13 protein-coding genes are annotated in these 14983 nt (G+C 47.2%); 3 read left to right on the forward strand and 10 right to left on the reverse strand.

Annotated features, from left to right (window positions below; all coding sequences use genetic code 11):
- Nucleotides 1-69 precede the first annotated feature (69 nt).
- Both BJP58_RS05485 and BJP58_RS05490 read right to left on the reverse strand, forming a co-directional pair.
- The gene (locus tag BJP58_RS05485; protein WP_194543126.1) at nucleotides 70-1146 is read right to left on the reverse strand and encodes a GntR family transcriptional regulator; all 1077 of its coding nucleotides are present in this window, start codon (nucleotides 1144-1146) and stop codon (nucleotides 70-72) included.
- Between the two features lie 275 nt (nucleotides 1147-1421).
- Nucleotides 1422-2477 carry a GntR family transcriptional regulator gene (locus BJP58_RS05490; protein ID WP_194543127.1) on the reverse strand — a complete coding sequence of 352 codons (1056 nt, stop codon included), beginning with the start codon at nucleotides 2475-2477 and terminating at the stop codon, nucleotides 1422-1424.
- A gap of 131 nt (nucleotides 2478-2608) precedes the next feature.
- Here BJP58_RS05490 and BJP58_RS05495 point away from each other — a divergent pair, with 131 nt between their 5' ends.
- Nucleotides 2609-4210: a sialidase family protein gene (locus BJP58_RS05495; protein WP_194543128.1), complete on the forward strand. Its 1602-nt coding sequence runs from the start codon at nucleotides 2609-2611 to the stop codon at nucleotides 4208-4210.
- A gap of 230 nt (nucleotides 4211-4440) precedes the next feature.
- On the opposite strand, the gene BJP58_RS05500 is transcribed toward BJP58_RS05495, so the two are convergent.
- The 5 genes from BJP58_RS05500 to BJP58_RS05520 all read right to left on the reverse strand — a co-directional run bounded on the left by BJP58_RS05500 (nucleotide 4441) and on the right by BJP58_RS05520 (nucleotide 8990).
- Nucleotides 4441-5748, reverse strand: coding sequence for a hypothetical protein (locus BJP58_RS05500; RefSeq protein ID WP_194543129.1), 1308 nt, complete (start codon nucleotides 5746-5748; stop codon nucleotides 4441-4443).
- Nucleotides 5745-6290: an RNA polymerase sigma factor gene (locus tag BJP58_RS05505; RefSeq protein ID WP_233355115.1), complete on the reverse strand. Its 546-nt coding sequence runs from the start codon at nucleotides 6288-6290 to the stop codon at nucleotides 5745-5747. Before BJP58_RS05505 ends, BJP58_RS05500 begins: the two co-directional genes overlap by 4 nt.
- A gap of 179 nt (nucleotides 6291-6469) precedes the next feature.
- On the reverse strand, nucleotides 6470-7204 hold the full coding sequence (locus BJP58_RS05510) for a class I SAM-dependent methyltransferase (RefSeq protein WP_194543130.1): 735 nt from the start codon (nucleotides 7202-7204) through the stop codon (nucleotides 6470-6472).
- 125 nt (nucleotides 7205-7329) lie between these two features.
- A complete protein-coding gene (locus tag BJP58_RS05515) occupies nucleotides 7330-7968 on the reverse strand; it encodes a hypothetical protein (RefSeq protein WP_194543131.1) in 639 nt (212 codons plus the stop codon).
- Nucleotides 7969-8003: 35 nt separating this feature from the next.
- Nucleotides 8004-8990 (reverse strand): phosphotransferase enzyme family protein, encoded by a 987-nt coding sequence (locus BJP58_RS05520; protein ID WP_194543132.1) that lies wholly within the window; start codon nucleotides 8988-8990, stop codon nucleotides 8004-8006.
- A 147-nt stretch (nucleotides 8991-9137) separates the two neighbouring features.
- Here BJP58_RS05520 and BJP58_RS05525 point away from each other — a divergent pair, with 147 nt between their 5' ends.
- On the forward strand, nucleotides 9138-9308 hold the full coding sequence (locus BJP58_RS05525) for a hypothetical protein (protein ID WP_194543133.1): 171 nt from the start codon (nucleotides 9138-9140) through the stop codon (nucleotides 9306-9308).
- Between the two features lie 11 nt (nucleotides 9309-9319).
- Entirely contained in the window at nucleotides 9320-9499 is a 180-nt protein-coding gene (locus BJP58_RS05530; protein WP_194543134.1) for an H-type small acid-soluble spore protein, read from the forward strand.
- Between the two features lie 107 nt (nucleotides 9500-9606).
- Here BJP58_RS05530 and BJP58_RS05535 read toward each other — a convergent pair whose 3' ends face one another.
- The 3 genes from BJP58_RS05535 to BJP58_RS05545 form a co-directional block, all read right to left on the reverse strand.
- The gene (locus BJP58_RS05535; protein ID WP_194543135.1) at nucleotides 9607-11013 is read right to left on the reverse strand and encodes an outer membrane protein assembly factor BamB family protein; all 1407 of its coding nucleotides are present in this window, start codon (nucleotides 11011-11013) and stop codon (nucleotides 9607-9609) included.
- Between the two features lie 278 nt (nucleotides 11014-11291).
- Nucleotides 11292-13568 (reverse strand): beta-glucosidase family protein, encoded by a 2277-nt coding sequence (locus BJP58_RS05540; RefSeq protein ID WP_194543136.1) that lies wholly within the window; start codon nucleotides 13566-13568, stop codon nucleotides 11292-11294.
- A gap of 19 nt (nucleotides 13569-13587) precedes the next feature.
- Entirely contained in the window at nucleotides 13588-14829 is a 1242-nt protein-coding gene (locus BJP58_RS05545; protein WP_194543137.1) for a PTS sugar transporter subunit IIC, read from the reverse strand.
- Nucleotides 14830-14983: the final 154 nt, after the last annotated feature.

The raw sequence follows: 14983 nt of genomic DNA on the forward strand, positions 1-14983 counted from the left end.
ATAGTAACTTATAATAATATAATTTTATATACTATATTTAGTATAAAATTTGTACTTCGATCTTTCTGCTTATTCTTTCACCAGCATGACCGGCACCACGATTCTTCTCGCCTCAAAAGCCCCTTCGATCTGCTCAATTAGCAGCTCTACGGTCAACCGGCACATCTCCTCCTCGTTTTGGCGGATGTACGGCACATTCGGCAGATCCGGCGGATCGAACGTGATCAGCTCCAGTTCGTCCGGCACCTGCCTACGCGATGCAACTGCCGCTTTATAGGCATTTCTGCACAGCTCCGTATTGGCCGTAATGATGCCGGTAATATGGGGATTGTCATCTATAAACACTCTGATGTGTTCGACGGATTGACCCGATGCGATCTCATCCAGCGGGAGGAGACACCATAAGCTTTTGTCGATCGACAATCCATGCTCCAGAAATGCCTGCTCAAACCCTTGGGCCCTCTCGTCCGTCACCGTATTCGTAATTTCGGGAGAGATGAACGCGATAGACGAATGGCCTTTGTTAAGCAAATATTCAACGGATTCCCTTGTGCCGTTTACGTTATCCGAGCTTACACTGTACGTCTTGATCTCCTTCAAGAACCGGTCGATCAGAACGAAGGGGAAACGGTCCAGCGAGAGCCTCAGAATCGAATCGTTGTAGGTCTCGTTTTCAACCGGAAAAATGATCATGCCGTCCACTCCTTGCTTGAGAAAGGACGAGATGACCTTGGATTCCTCGAGCTGGGATTCGCGCGTAATTCTCAGCATCACTTCATAGCCTGCGGCAGACGCATATTTCTCGATGTTATCCAAAAAACGCTGGTCCACTTTCGTTTTCATCGTCGGCAGCACTAACCCGATCCGCCCGCTTTTGCCCGGACCTGCCGTCCATTCTCCCAACTGATCAATCGCCGTGGCGTGCTCCGGCTTGCTCATGACAAAGGTGCCCTTGCCTTGAATCCGGACGAGCAAGCCTTCCTCCATCAGTCCAACCAGCGCATTTTTGCTTGTAATTTGACTGACGCGGTAACGTTCGGACAGTTCCTTCTCCGAAGGGACCCGGTCGCCTTCCCGCAGCTTACCGATGGCGATCAGCCGCTTGATATCTTCCTGTATTTTTTTGTATAGCGGCAGAGATTTCAATGCCCATCACAACCTTTATAATTTAAATAGTATATTTAGTATATTATTATAATATAACTTCGCTTTTGTAAATGACTAAAACATCAATCGAGAGGATTCGTAAAGGAGTCTGACTGCCTTTATAGGATCTTTTTCTTGCGATATCGGGAAATGCCCAAGCTTCGAAATTTATACTTTCTGATATCTTCAAAAAAAGAAACGGTCTGAACTTAGTTCAGACCGTTTCTTGGCGGGCTATTTCATTGATTCTTAAATTGTACTAGGTGAAGTCGAGATCATTCCGGCCTTATCCACTGGACTGGTACGACTTCACGCCTTGGCTCGTGCGTACCGGACAATTGTTCCGACAGCAAATCGACGACACGCCGACTTACTTCATCCAATTGCTGACGGATGAAAGGAATGCCATCAAGATCCGGATCGTCAAACGCGGCCAGCTGAGGTTCGTTCCCCGCCCCCTTCCAAATCTCCCGAATGGCATAATGGGCATAGCGGGCCAATTCCGCGTTAACGGCAAAGACGGCAGTGATATCGCGCTGTTCGCTCAGGAAACGAACGACCTCCCGTTGTCCGTTCCCCTCTGCTATGGTTTCCAAATCCAGCATGCACCACAGTGTCTTGTCTATAGGCAAGCCTTGTTCCATGAAAGCGGCCTCGAAGCCTTTCGCTCTTTCGTCCGTAACCGAATTTGTAATTTCCGGAGACAGGAAGGCAATGCGCATGTGCCCAGCAGCAAGCAGACTGGATATAGCTTCCCGAACGCCTGCATAATTGTCCGAGCTGACGCTGTACGCCTTGATCTCTTTCAAGAAACGGTCAACAAGCACCAAGGGAATCCGGTCGAGCGACAAGCGCAGAATCGCGTTATTGTAGCTTTCCTGCTCGACAGGGAAAATGATGAACCCGTCGACTCCTCGTTCCTGGAACTGCTTGATCGCTCGGTATTCTTCCTCTTGCGACTCGCGTGTAATGCGAATCAACAGATCGTATCCCCTATCCGCACAATAGCGTTCCAGGCCGTCCAGCAGCTGCTGGTCGATCTTGGTTTTCATCGTCGGCAAAATAATCGCGATCGTCTTTTTCGTACCCGACTGAAGATGCGGCTCTTCCGGAATGACCAGCTCCCGAACGAAGGTGCCCTTTCCCCGATATCGCACTAACAAGCCTTCCTCCACCAATCCGTTGAGCGCGTTTTTGGATGTAATCTGGCTTACACCGTACCGCTGGGCCAAGTCCTTCTCCGAAGGTATCAAGGCTCCTGCTTGCAGCTCGCCGCTCTGAATGCGCTGGCGTATATCGTTCTGAATACGTTTATATAACGGTTGCTCCATGTCTGACCTCTCTTTTTATGTCAGTCCCGAATGAAAAATAATATATATTTAGTATATCTTAAATGATATTAATTACGATACAATCCATTTTAGAAAGCGCTTTCTAATTCGGGTTGGGAGGTTAATTGCATATGAAACGGAACACAGGCTTCTGGAAGAAACCACTTTCGTTCATTGTTATGCTTGCACTTGCTCTAACGGCAATTCCATTGTCGCCGGTTCATGCCGCTTCATCAGGCATGGCATGGGCTTCGCAGCAGATTGCCATCTATACACCGCCATCGGGAGGTGTATGGTACCCAAGGCTGCTCAAGCTTACGCCAAGCGAGTGGCTCGTATCCTTCGACACCAACGCTGGCGGTGGCAACACGCGCATTGTGGTCTCCAGAACGCAGGACGGTGGCTATACATGGAGCACTCCGGTCACAGCTGTCTCAAGCACCGCGGGCAATGTGGGGAACGGTCAAATGTTAAGGCTGCCGAGCGGGGAAATCTGGTTAGCCTATCGGCAGGTCGTTCAGAATGGCTCCACCTATGAGATCCAGCTTAATGTCCGGCGAAGTCTCGACGGTGGTCACACCTGGAGCGATTTACCGGGCGGATTGATCGGGAGTTCAACCGCCTCCAGCTTTAAAGGTTTGTGGGAGCCGCATTTGGATATGATCAACGGCACGATTGCCGTGCTTTATGCGGACGACAGTCCGGCAGCGGTCGGAACGACCGGCCTGCAAAATTTGTATATGAAGACCTGGAACGGAAGCGGCTGGGGCAGCCGGATCACGGTCAGTGACGGAGTTGCCGCCGGCTCCCGCGACGGCATGCCGGTCATCACGCAAATGAACGACGGGCGGTATATAACCGTTTTCGAATCCTCGGACGTTGCCGGCCACCCTTTTGTCATCAAATATAAAATTTCGCCGGACGGCTTCAATTGGTCGGTTCCCCGTCAAACGATGTACGTGCCCAGCGGCAATGGCAAAAAAGCGGGCGCTCCGTTCGTCGTTAAGCTCGCCGACGGTCGTCTTATGGCTGCATTCCAAACAGATGAAAGCAGCGCCAACACGGGGGATCCTTACTCATCGATGTTTACGATGATCAGCTCCGATAACGGCGCGTCATGGCAGTACAAAACCAACGTGTTTCCGGTATCCGATACGAAATCCTCCAACTGGAATGCGCTAATGGCCGTTGATTCCACTCGTGTTGCTGCCGTCACCAGCGCAACTTATCCTTCAAACGGCATCTATCTGCGCTTCGGGCATACCGTGACACCGCCGCAAACCAATCTGGTTAACAATCCCGGCTTTGAAACAGCCAATGTGGCGGGCTGGACTACGTACGGCGATGATTATCCGAATCGGATTCTTATTCATGGAGCCAATGACGGCGTTGGACTTCCCGCTGCCGAAGGCTCATACTTTGTCGGTCTCGCAGGCACAAGCGGACCTTCGACCGCATATGTCGGACAGACGATTAGCGGTCTCGATAACGGCACGTATACGATGCGAGCACGCATGCGCAGCAGCGGGGGCCAGAACAGCTGTGTCATGGAAGTGAAGGAGTATGGAGGCAGCATGCTTCAAACCGGGTGTCCGGTGACGACGGCGTGGACGCCTGTCACGATATCCAATATTCAAGTGACGAGCGGAAAGGCAACGATCGGATTTTACGTATCCAATTCGTCCTCTTCCCAATGGGCGGATATCGATCAGGTCGAGTTCTTCCGAAACTGACAGGAATATAACTTCCGGCTAAAATCAATCGTCTAAATGAACTGAATCCATTCAACGATGGAAGCAGTTAAGGATGCATTAAAGTTGGTTTTATTTTAGTTCCAGGGTCGTCCATAAGTCATCATAGATGACATAGGACGGCCCCTTCTCATTTTAGTCAGCAAATAAATCTGCTTCATGCCCTATGTCAATATTCGTTGTATGAATGATCATCCCTTGATCTCGCCGGCTTACATCTCTCCATACATGGCTTCCGACACAAGAAACGCTGTACCGTCGTATTCGTACCGCAGCCGGACCGCGACCGGGAATTCGCCAGGCGAAACCTGTATCGGCACCGATGCATATAAGATGCCTCCCTCAACGTAATACCTAACCATGTTGCCAAGCGCGGGCTGATCCAGCCAATATCCCGCGTCTTCCTCCATATATTCAAATGTGCGAGTTACCCCGTCCAGCGTGAATTGAAAGATCCGTTTTCCCGCTTCTGCTGTCGCACTATAGCTAAGTCTGGATTTTACCGCAAGCACCGGATCGGCTGACATCACTTGTCTAAAATTTTCTGTCAGAAGTTTCAACTCCGATTCTCTAATGCTGGTACCGTAACCGGTTGTCAAAATGATTGCAAGGACATCCTCCTTGTTGTTTTTTGCAGGCAGCAACGCAACGTCCGGATAGTAGGTTTCGTTGCTCACATTCTTCCAATCATGAAAGGTGTGTTCCATGTCGCCATACTGAACGTGGATGGAGCGGATCATCCCTTCTTTTTGAACCAGAGTTCCTGTAATCTTCAGGCCAATCTCCGCATCCTCCTTTAATATCACGGTATTCCCCTGTTCGTCTCCAGCCTTGATTTCATTCATAGGCGCTCCCGTTTCGTCTATGTCTATTTGCTCAATAAGCGAGATTTTGTGCGAATCGTTACGGATGGTAACGTCTATCGTTTCCTCATACGTCATCGGAATCGAATCCCGCAGCAGCAGACGAAGTTGATATACAGTTTGTGCTTCTTCTGCGTTTATCTCCTTTACGTGCACTTCATACACCCAAGGGCTGGACACATCATAGCGGTCAAGCGGCCATTTCACCTCGGAATGCTCCCATATGTCAGGCGATGGGCCTCCCCAGATGCCCAGCTCTCGCTGTAAGAGTGCTGCGGCCAGTGTCACAATCGTACGGTCGTTAGCCTGTTTGACTTCATTTTTCGCAAGGTTCCACCAATCGAAGTCGCCTCCACCCCCAAGTAAGAAGCTGGATTCAAACGTTCCTCCCCCCTGTGTAACTAGATTACCTGGACTTGGAGCTACCGGTTGGGGAATAGATGGGGCCTGGTTTCCGAACCAGACCCCAACGCCGAGCACAAGCAGCAAAGCGGGAACGATAACCACAGCGGCTCGGCTCCATCCAAAGCGGGATCGATTTTTTTCAACAACTTTAAGCCGTTTCTCCACAGCCTCCATCATGTCAGCCCCAAAGCGCCGATTCTTAAAAGGGGGTCTGGCCAGTCTCCGGTTCCAATCCGGCTTCCATTCATTCATCGTCGTTCGCTCCTTCCGAATCTGGCTGCAACCTTCTTTTTGGCTCTGTAAATTCTAGACTTTACCGTCCCTGGCAAAAGACCGGTAATGCCGGATATTTCCTCTATGGATAGCTGATGATGCACACTCAACACGAGGGGGTCTCGAAATTTACCGGGCAGCTTTAGAACCTCCTGCCACAGCTCATCCGCTTCCTCCTGTTTCAAATACTCCGACTCGGCAGATGGCGAAGACGTCGTCTCGTTCAGTCCATCACCCGGCGAATGATCGCCGATCAGCACCACTCTGCGCAAAAACGCTCGTCTCAGATAAGAAAGCGCTGTGTTTCTAGTAATTTTAAGCAGCCAGGTTTTGACGGAAGCCTCCCCGCGAAAGAAAGCAACCTTTTGATAAACTTTAATAAACACATCCTGCGCGACATCGTCTGCTGTATATGTATTTCTGGTGATCACGTAAGCATAATTCCAGACATCCTCACTGTAGGATTCCATCAGCATCCGTATGTCCGATATATTCAGTTCCGCAGAACGCTGCATCTGCATCTCCCTCAAGCTGTTCGCCCCCTTACCAAAACAGACTCCTTAAGGTCGATGAAAGTTCCCGAATTCCAATGAATATTATCCGGCGTTTCATAATGAATGACTGTCACCTTAACCGATTACTTCATGATCCAAAAAAGACACCTGTTTAGGTGTCCCTCTGTTTATTTTGCTCAAGCTAGTCAGACCTGCTTATCTGCAGCGATCAATAAGAAAATGGGGCGCCTTAATGCGTCATGCCATTCCGGATCCTCAATCTGCTCGCGTTCTGGTTTAAGTTCAGACATTTCCCTAAACTGGAATCCGGTTTTCACTAACGCATTTATCTGTGTGGCTATATTCCGATGGTACTTGGTAACATTATGATCAAGAAATCTAGATTGACGTCCTCCTTCCTCATGGTAGTGATCCAAAGGCCAATGCAGCTTCTTCCCGTCCGGGCTATAATACCAATCTTGTTCGGCCACAGCAGTAAACACTGGGTGTTCAACTGAAAAGACGAACGAACCTCCAACCGTTAGACTCTGATATACCTTTTTACAGATATCCTCGAAATCACGAATGTAATGAAGTGCAAGCGAACTAATCACGACATCAAACTCGTTAGCAGGGTAGTCATAGTCCTCTATTGCGGACTGCACATATTCTATATTCGTGTCATCGGTCATCAATCTTGCCCTCTCCAGCATGTTCCTTGAGATATCCACCCCGACCACAGACCTCGCATGCTGCTCTCTTACGTACCTGCAGTGCCACCCGAATCCGCAGCCGAGATCAAGCACCTTTTTATCACTAAGATCCGGAAACATCGATCGAAAGGCACGCCATTCTCCTGCACCTTCTAATCCTTTGATGGAACGGGGGAGTTGATTGTAATTTTCAAAAAATCCCTGATCGTCATACTTGTTTTGCTTCAACTTAAATCTCCCCTTCACGTTTTTGTAATTCCACCCCATTATATTGAGCCTATTTACATTTCTCAACGCCAGACTTGTTTCTGCTTTAAACGTGATCTTGGATCAATCATTCTAACTCAAACCGTTTATTCCATATCTTCATTCAGACGCAAGGTGAACACAAGTGCCCACTCCGTTTTTCTTAACGAATCCGTTGTAAGGTCCGCTGTATGTATTTCATTAGAACTTGTAGCATGCATGCCAAATACATGTACCGGCTGATCGATCGTAAACGAACGTGGGCGCGTATCCTGAATCAATCCTTGTGCCATCAACGTTTTGTCCCAAGGAATGGTAAAGGTAGTCAGGCTTGATCCCGAATGGGAATTGGTGTTGACTTTAATCTTTCTGAACTCCTCGAGACCTTCTTTGGATTCCGTGTCCACGGATATGATTAGTTCTACTTCGTTGCTGTCCTTTTGCTCGTCCGAACTGTAAAACAAATCTCCGATCGACCCTGCCGAATCTACCTTCTGCCCGTTCTTCCAAATATCAATATCCAAGCTGACATTAGGTTTATTTCCCTCATACTTTAATGTAAATGCACCCGTCATCGGACCGAGGAATAACTTAAACTTTGCTGCGTCCCCTTGGAACAAATCCACGGGTGTCAATTGGATCTCGGCAGCTGCCGAATTGTTCTCAGGTGAGATCTGCTCTTTGGTTCCTGCAAAGCACCCCGTTAGAATCATGAAGACAATCAAAATACACGCTTTAAATCTCAATGCACTACCTCCTTTAATCTATGCTATCGACGGTGCTACACTTGAATATCGCAGCCATCAAAAGGCAAACCTCTTTCAATCAGCTTAACAGCGTAGTCTATTGCATTCCGTTGGTCCTCTGTAAAGCTGCTCTCATCACCATTCCATTCACTTAACCACCAGAAGTAAGAACAAATATTTCTATACTCCATAAACAAGGGGATTGTTCGTTTCCAGTATTCGGAGAGCTGGTGTTCCTTCTCGTAACCCATGAGGAATTCATGCAAGAACTGTTGGGCAAACCTGCTTTTGGTGACACGATCTTCTGCATGCACTCCCCACCAAACGGCATGAGTGGCTGCTATTGCAATGTCTAACGAAAACCAGCCATAGATACTATCGTCAAAGTCAAAGACCGTTATTTCACTGTTGTTGATAAAAAAATTATACGGATGAAAGTCATGATGTATCAGTCCAAACGAATCGCTCCCCCTCGGCAGTGAATCAATCGTACTTTCCATGGAAATCAATTTTTCAAGAAGCATATAGAAACGGCCTCGCTGCAGATGAGGATTATTCATACTTCTTCTACTCCAGGTGTCTCTCTTCCCAAGGATGTCAGGTGGTTCATATGATGTCGACAGTCTATGCATCCTTCCCATGGTTTCTCCCCAATTCCTGAATATCTTCGGGCCCCATAACTGCTCATTGTGTTTATCAAAAAAACGACCTGCTGCCTCGTGAAAAGCAGTTGCGATATACCACTTATCTTCATCATAGAACACGGCCATTGATTCATGATTACATGTATGAATGGGTAATGAAGCACGTACACCGTTCTTTACTAAGTAATAAAGCCAATCCATCTCCGCCCTGATCTTCGGTGCATACTCGTGTGATTTCTGAGATAACCGCAAGATATAGGATTGATCACCCTTAGTAAAACGATATACTTCATTGGTCGAGTTACTCAGGAAGATTAACGTCCCTATATTAAATTCAAAAGATTCCGCGGCTTGAAGCAATATCTTCGAGCTTGCCATTCATAATGCCTCCATTCTTATTAAGATCCTTATGATTTCGGAAGATACCCTTCGCGAACGCATGCAAACAGCCGTATAAGTTCGATTCGTTTGGTGCATTGTAGTAATGCAGAGATTACAAAGTTATCACAACATGGAGGGATCGTTTTGGCGAAGAGCAAACAGCATCAAGAAGCGCACGGGATTGGACAAGTAGAACAACAGCTGAATAATCAAATGGAGGCTGCCGAAGACATTCAAGGACAATCGAAACTGGATCAAGACATAAAAAAAGCCTCTCAACGCCGGGTTGATCCATTGAAAGACCCTTCAAAATAAGGAGCTATGTCATGAACAAACAAAGAGCGATTGAAATTTCGAAATCGGCCATTATGAAAAATGTAACTTATCAGGATACCCCTATCTTTATCCAGCATGTCAATGAGGATGAAACTGCCCGCGTCTATCCGATCGGAAACTCGGAGCAGGAAATGACCGTCCCTTTATCCAGTCTCACCGAGCATCCATAAGTATAGAAGACATTCACCCTAATATAATCAAACCCGAAATAACAAAATCCCATCCAGACTCGTCGGTGGGATTTTGTTATGATTCTAGTAGCACACAAGCTATTCCTTTATTTCAACGATGCCGGTACCTTTACTCCGAGGAGCTTCCCCTCTGCTTGGATGATGATCATACCGTTCGTCTTTAGGGTCGACTCGTGTAAATCTGATCCAGTCGTTACTTTAAAGACTGGCCGGGATGTCATCAAGTTGATGCCGAGTAGTGTACCGTTACGCTGTGCCCGGTATAATCCTTTCCCATACACATCAATCTGCGCAGCAGGTGCATCGCCGTTCCATCCGATCCGTTGACCATTTGCAAGTTTGGTACCGGCCAGCTCACCAGTCGATCTGTTATTGAAAATCAGCCGTTCCTGAACCAGTCCGATCAACTCCCAGTCGCCCCCATAAGGGCGAGGAAAAGTTCGCAGAGGAACCTCACCTTTCTTATAGGTGTCAAATTTGTATTCGGCCACCTTATTGCCCTGATCCATGTATAACTTCCCTTGGTTCATAAATAAGCCGCCCCCGCCGTACTCATATGGCGGCTCCCCCGTCATCTTCCAGCTATACTCTCGGCTGCTCTTCTTTACGCCTGTCTTAAGATTATATACATTTACGATCCATTTGCGGTCCGGAAGCGACTGATAATCAGCCAGCAATGGAGAATAATAGTCAACCGAATACACGAGATTGTCTTTGATATGAAGCGCTTCTCCCTGACCAAAATGGTCCCATAACTTCTTGCCCGTCTTTTTGTCATAAGCATTCAGTTGAATGGATGTTAGTGCTCCTTGTACATAGAACGTCCGAAGGATGACTCCATCCGCCTCCTGAAGGTAATCCGTGCCGTTTCCTTCTCCTGACGGCTCATTCATTTTCCATCGCAGCTTTCCTGTTGCCTTATCAAAAGCGAAAGTTGCGCTCCCTTTGATTGCATAGAGCGTATCATTAGTCGGCACCAGCGCTTCCGTTCGCAGGTGCGCATCCATAAAGATGGATGTGTTCGACTGCCATTTCAATTTGCCTGTCTTTGCATTCAGCGCGTATGGCTTCTGACCTGCCGATAGGCCGTAAATAACGCCATTATCATAAACAATATAAGGTTTCAGGTCTTTACCGTAGCTCCACAGCCGCTTGCCTGTGCTCGCATCCATGGCGATGAGTTTGTTTCCCGCGAATGCAAATACCTTCCCCTCTTCAGCAATTGCCTGGTGACCTGAAACATCGTTCTCGCCCATATTCAGATAATTGTCCACCTTTACCGTCCAGGAAGGCTTCAGTTCGGGTACCTCGATTGTTGATGAATAATGCCAGTTGCGTACCGAAACATCGGCCGTTTCTGCATTCACTTGCGAAGGTGGTACTACCAATACGCCCTGGACAGTAAGTATGCCTGCAGCGATGCTTGCAATGAGACGCCGTCGTAATCGAGCTTTGAGGCTTATACTTGATTGTTTCTTCTTGATGTTAAGCATGAATTCCCCTCCCATTTGTTATGGCTTCTTGCTTACGACCAATATAACGCTCAAAGAAGGGATAAAGTTCCAAGTGAATTATAAATAATCTTTAATGATCTAAAACGAGCTTCGCAAGGAGTTTGTCGGAATGAATGCCATGTACTCCACAGCTGCTGCCATCAAAGCTATTTCTCTAACATTCAGTAATACAAGTCCTATTTAAGATGGCTGCGCTATTTTGGACACAAAAAAAGCTTGGGATCCTAAACAGGATCCCAAGCTTTCATGAGGGTGTCTTACATGTTAACGCGTCGCTCATAAACTCTTCTTATAAGCTCTTCAATGATCTCATCAGGTGACCGGTCACCCAACCAAGTTTGACCATACATTTGCAATATTTTAATGAGTGGACCATCTTCCCAAAATCCGACGAATTCATCATTGAGATAAATCTTCTCTACGACATGCTGGTTCATCTCATCGAGGCATTCTTCCAGTACCGATTTCGCAATCGGATCGCTAATCCAATCGCTAATCAGGCTGAATTTATGAAATGATACTTCTTCCTTTCCAAAATCACAATACAATCGCTCCGTAATTCTTATATCGCGGGAAGAGCTGCCAAGCGCAATTTGGAAATAACCGCTCTCCGCTACCCAGCGGTTATATTTGGTATTGTAATAGGCAAAGTCTCTCTCTTCAAGTTCAAAGACGATCTGTTGTTTCTCCCCAGGAGCCAACTCGATTTTAGAAAATGCCTTCAATTCTTTCTCTGGACGCGTCCATGTGCACTCTTCGTCATGCACGTAAAGCTGAACGACCTCTTTCCCTGTTCGATTTCCGATATTCTCCAGCCAGAAAGAGACCGTGATCCCTGTTTCCGTTTGAGCTGCCTTCATATCCTTATAGGCAAATGAAGTGTAGGATAAGCCATGGCCAAACGGAAACTGCGGAGCGAGTTCTTTCCTATCATAGTATCGATAGCCGATGAACAGCCCTTCACGATAATACAGCTTGCCGTTTTCACCGCGGATCCTCATATGTGAAGGATTGTCTGAAAGCTTAACCGGAAACGTCTCGGACAATTTACCGGAGGGACTCACCTGACCAAACAAGATTTCAGCAATCGCTTTGCCCATGCCTTGTCCGGAAAGCCATGAGTGTATGACAGCGGGAACATGCTGAACCCAAGGACGCATCGCCAAGGCTGTTCCACTGCTGGTCACCACAATGCACTTCGGTTGTACGGCTGCAATCGCTTGAATAAGCAGAATCTGCTGTTCAGGCAAATCAATGCCCTTCAAATCACGCATCTCGGATTCTGCGTATTCAGGCTGGCCAACGAATATGACTGCGACATCAGATTTTGCCGCCAATGCGACACTTTCCTTGATCATTTCCTCATGGACGGAGTCATCTTCAGGGTAACCCTCAGCATAACTCAACTCAACGGAAGCTCCAGCCAACGCCTTCATTTCTTCAAATGGAATATCAACGCGTGTAGGCGTTACTTTTGCGCTGCCGGCTCCTTGAATTCTAGGTTTTTTGGCAAAACGACCGATAACCGCAATGGAATGGGTTGACTCCGCATGAATCGGAAGGATGCCATTCTCATTCTTAAGAAGCACAATGCTTTCTGCTGCAGCTTTTCTCGCAAGATTGTGGTACTCCATATCGGATGCCGGAACAGCTTCCTCCATACCCGTTACACGTTCTACGAGTTTTAGAATACGGGCAACGCTTTTATTGAGCTGCTCTTCTGCAAGAGCTCCGCTCTCAACGGCTTTGATAATCGCTTTCGTGTTATAACCGGCAGGTCCCGGCATTTCGAGATCAAGTCCTGCTTTCAGTCCACGAATCCGATCATTCACGGCAGTCCAGTCTGAGATGACAACCCCCTCGTATCCCCATTCTTCTCTCAAGATATCATGCAATAGGTGTTCATTCTCGCTGGTATACGAGCCATTGAGCAAATTATAGGAGCACATGACGGTCCAGGGATCCGATTTCTTAATAATTCGTTCAAAGGCGCTTAAATAAATTTCGCGCAGCGTCCGTTCGTCTACTTCTGAACTCGTCACCATTTTCTCGAATTCCTGGTTGTTGCAAGCAAAGTGTTTAAGTGACGCCCCGACGCCTTTGCTCTGGAGGCCATTGATGAAAGCAGCGCCCAGTTCCCCTGTCAGGCAAGGATCTTCGGAGTAATATTCGAAATTTCTTCCCCCAAGCGGAGTCCGTTTCATGTTGATTCCTGGGCCGAGCAGCAATTCTACGCCCATCTCTTTGGATTCATTGCCAAGTGCTTCCCCGACTTCGTGCAGCAGTTCCGTATTCCACGAAGAACCGATAGCTGCGCCCGTGGGATAACAAGTTGCCGGAACATTCTCTGTCGTAATCCCCATTTCATCGTCACTGTTCGTTTTGCGGATCCCATTCGTTCCGTCATACATATGAACCGGCGGAATGTTGAGTCTCTCGATCCCCTTGGTCATCCACATATTTAATCCCGCACAGAGGGATGCTTTCTCAGTAAGTGACATTTCCTTTATCAATTCATTAATCGATGCCTTCATTTGTATTCATCCTTTCATATCAAGCTTCTTCTTGTAACTCCCGCTCTTTCTTCAATTCCTGCGCATCGTACAGTTTAAAAAACGGAAACCATACGGCGAACACAATCAGCAGGACAACGGCGAGCAGAATAAGTCCATTGAATCCGGACATGAGGTAAGTCGATACACCGATCGGCGTATACCACAGCTGGAAGATTTTACTCGGAATTTGTGCAAACCCCATATCAAGAGCTAGGTAGACGATGATGGGTGTAATAAGAGCATTGATCCACATAGGCACCATCAACAGCGGATTGAAAGCAACTGGCGCTCCATACACTACAGGCTCGTTAATATTAAATAGAGAAGGTATCAAAGTTGCTTTACCAATGGTTTTCAGTTTCTTGGATCTGGCAAACAGGAACCAGATCACAAGCGGTAAGGTTGCACCCATCCCTCCGATTCCAAGCCATCCGGAGAAGAAAGTTTCAAAGGTATTTATGTTGACGGGATCCAGTCCCTGCGCCACCAATGCGGCATTTTCTTCAATTGCCGGAATCCATATAGCATACCAGATGGGCATTAGAACCCATGGGCTGACTCCGAAGGAGTACAGCACAACTCCAATAAAGTTGAACAGAACAAACCCGAACAAACTTTGCCCCATTGCATTAATAGGCTCAAATACGCTCACAATCAGTCCAAAGATATCAAAATGGAGCTGATACACAAGAACCCAGCCTAAACCCATGATCACGGCAATCGGAACTAGGAAGTCAAACCAATCCATAATAAACTCTGGCATGGAAGACCCTTTTTTAAAGAATGAGAACTTACCGCAGACATTCATGATGACGGCGATGAACACGCCGACAATAAGTGCCGTTACCATGCCCGCAGGACCGAAACGCTCAAGAACGAACTGAACGGTTCCGTCCTCGTTTACGACGGGATTAAGCAGCATGAGGAATAAGGATATGCCGGTCATTCCCGCCAGCAGCTTGATCTTGTGTCTCTCCTTTTTCTCCATGACCGTATACGGCGTTAGAAATGCAATAAACAAACCGAGAAGACCGAAGCTGAATGTTGTAATTGGCGTTAAATCCGGCATTCCAGGAATGAAGTCTTGCAAAATTGAAATCAAAGTAATAATGGAACCAATAAAGATCATCGGGATGGCGACCATAATGGCTTCTTGAATCGATGCTATCCAAATGTTATTTGTAATCGCATCCAATCTTGGCGCAAAGGATTCCGTCATCCATTTCATGAAACGCTTCATCTGTGTATTCCCTCCTGTGTTTCTGTTGTGGACATAGCTATAGTATAGATTCAATTGTTAACGCTTACTCGTTGTAAATTGCCTCGTCTATGGTCGTTTTTTGTTCATTTCTCGTCTTGGGAGCCGGCAAATCGAAGCTGCCTGGAATGGACAG

It is taken from the genome of Paenibacillus sp. JZ16 (assembly GCF_015326965.1).
In the GTDB taxonomy this organism is placed as follows: Bacteria; Bacillota; Bacilli; order Paenibacillales; family Paenibacillaceae; genus Paenibacillus_AQ.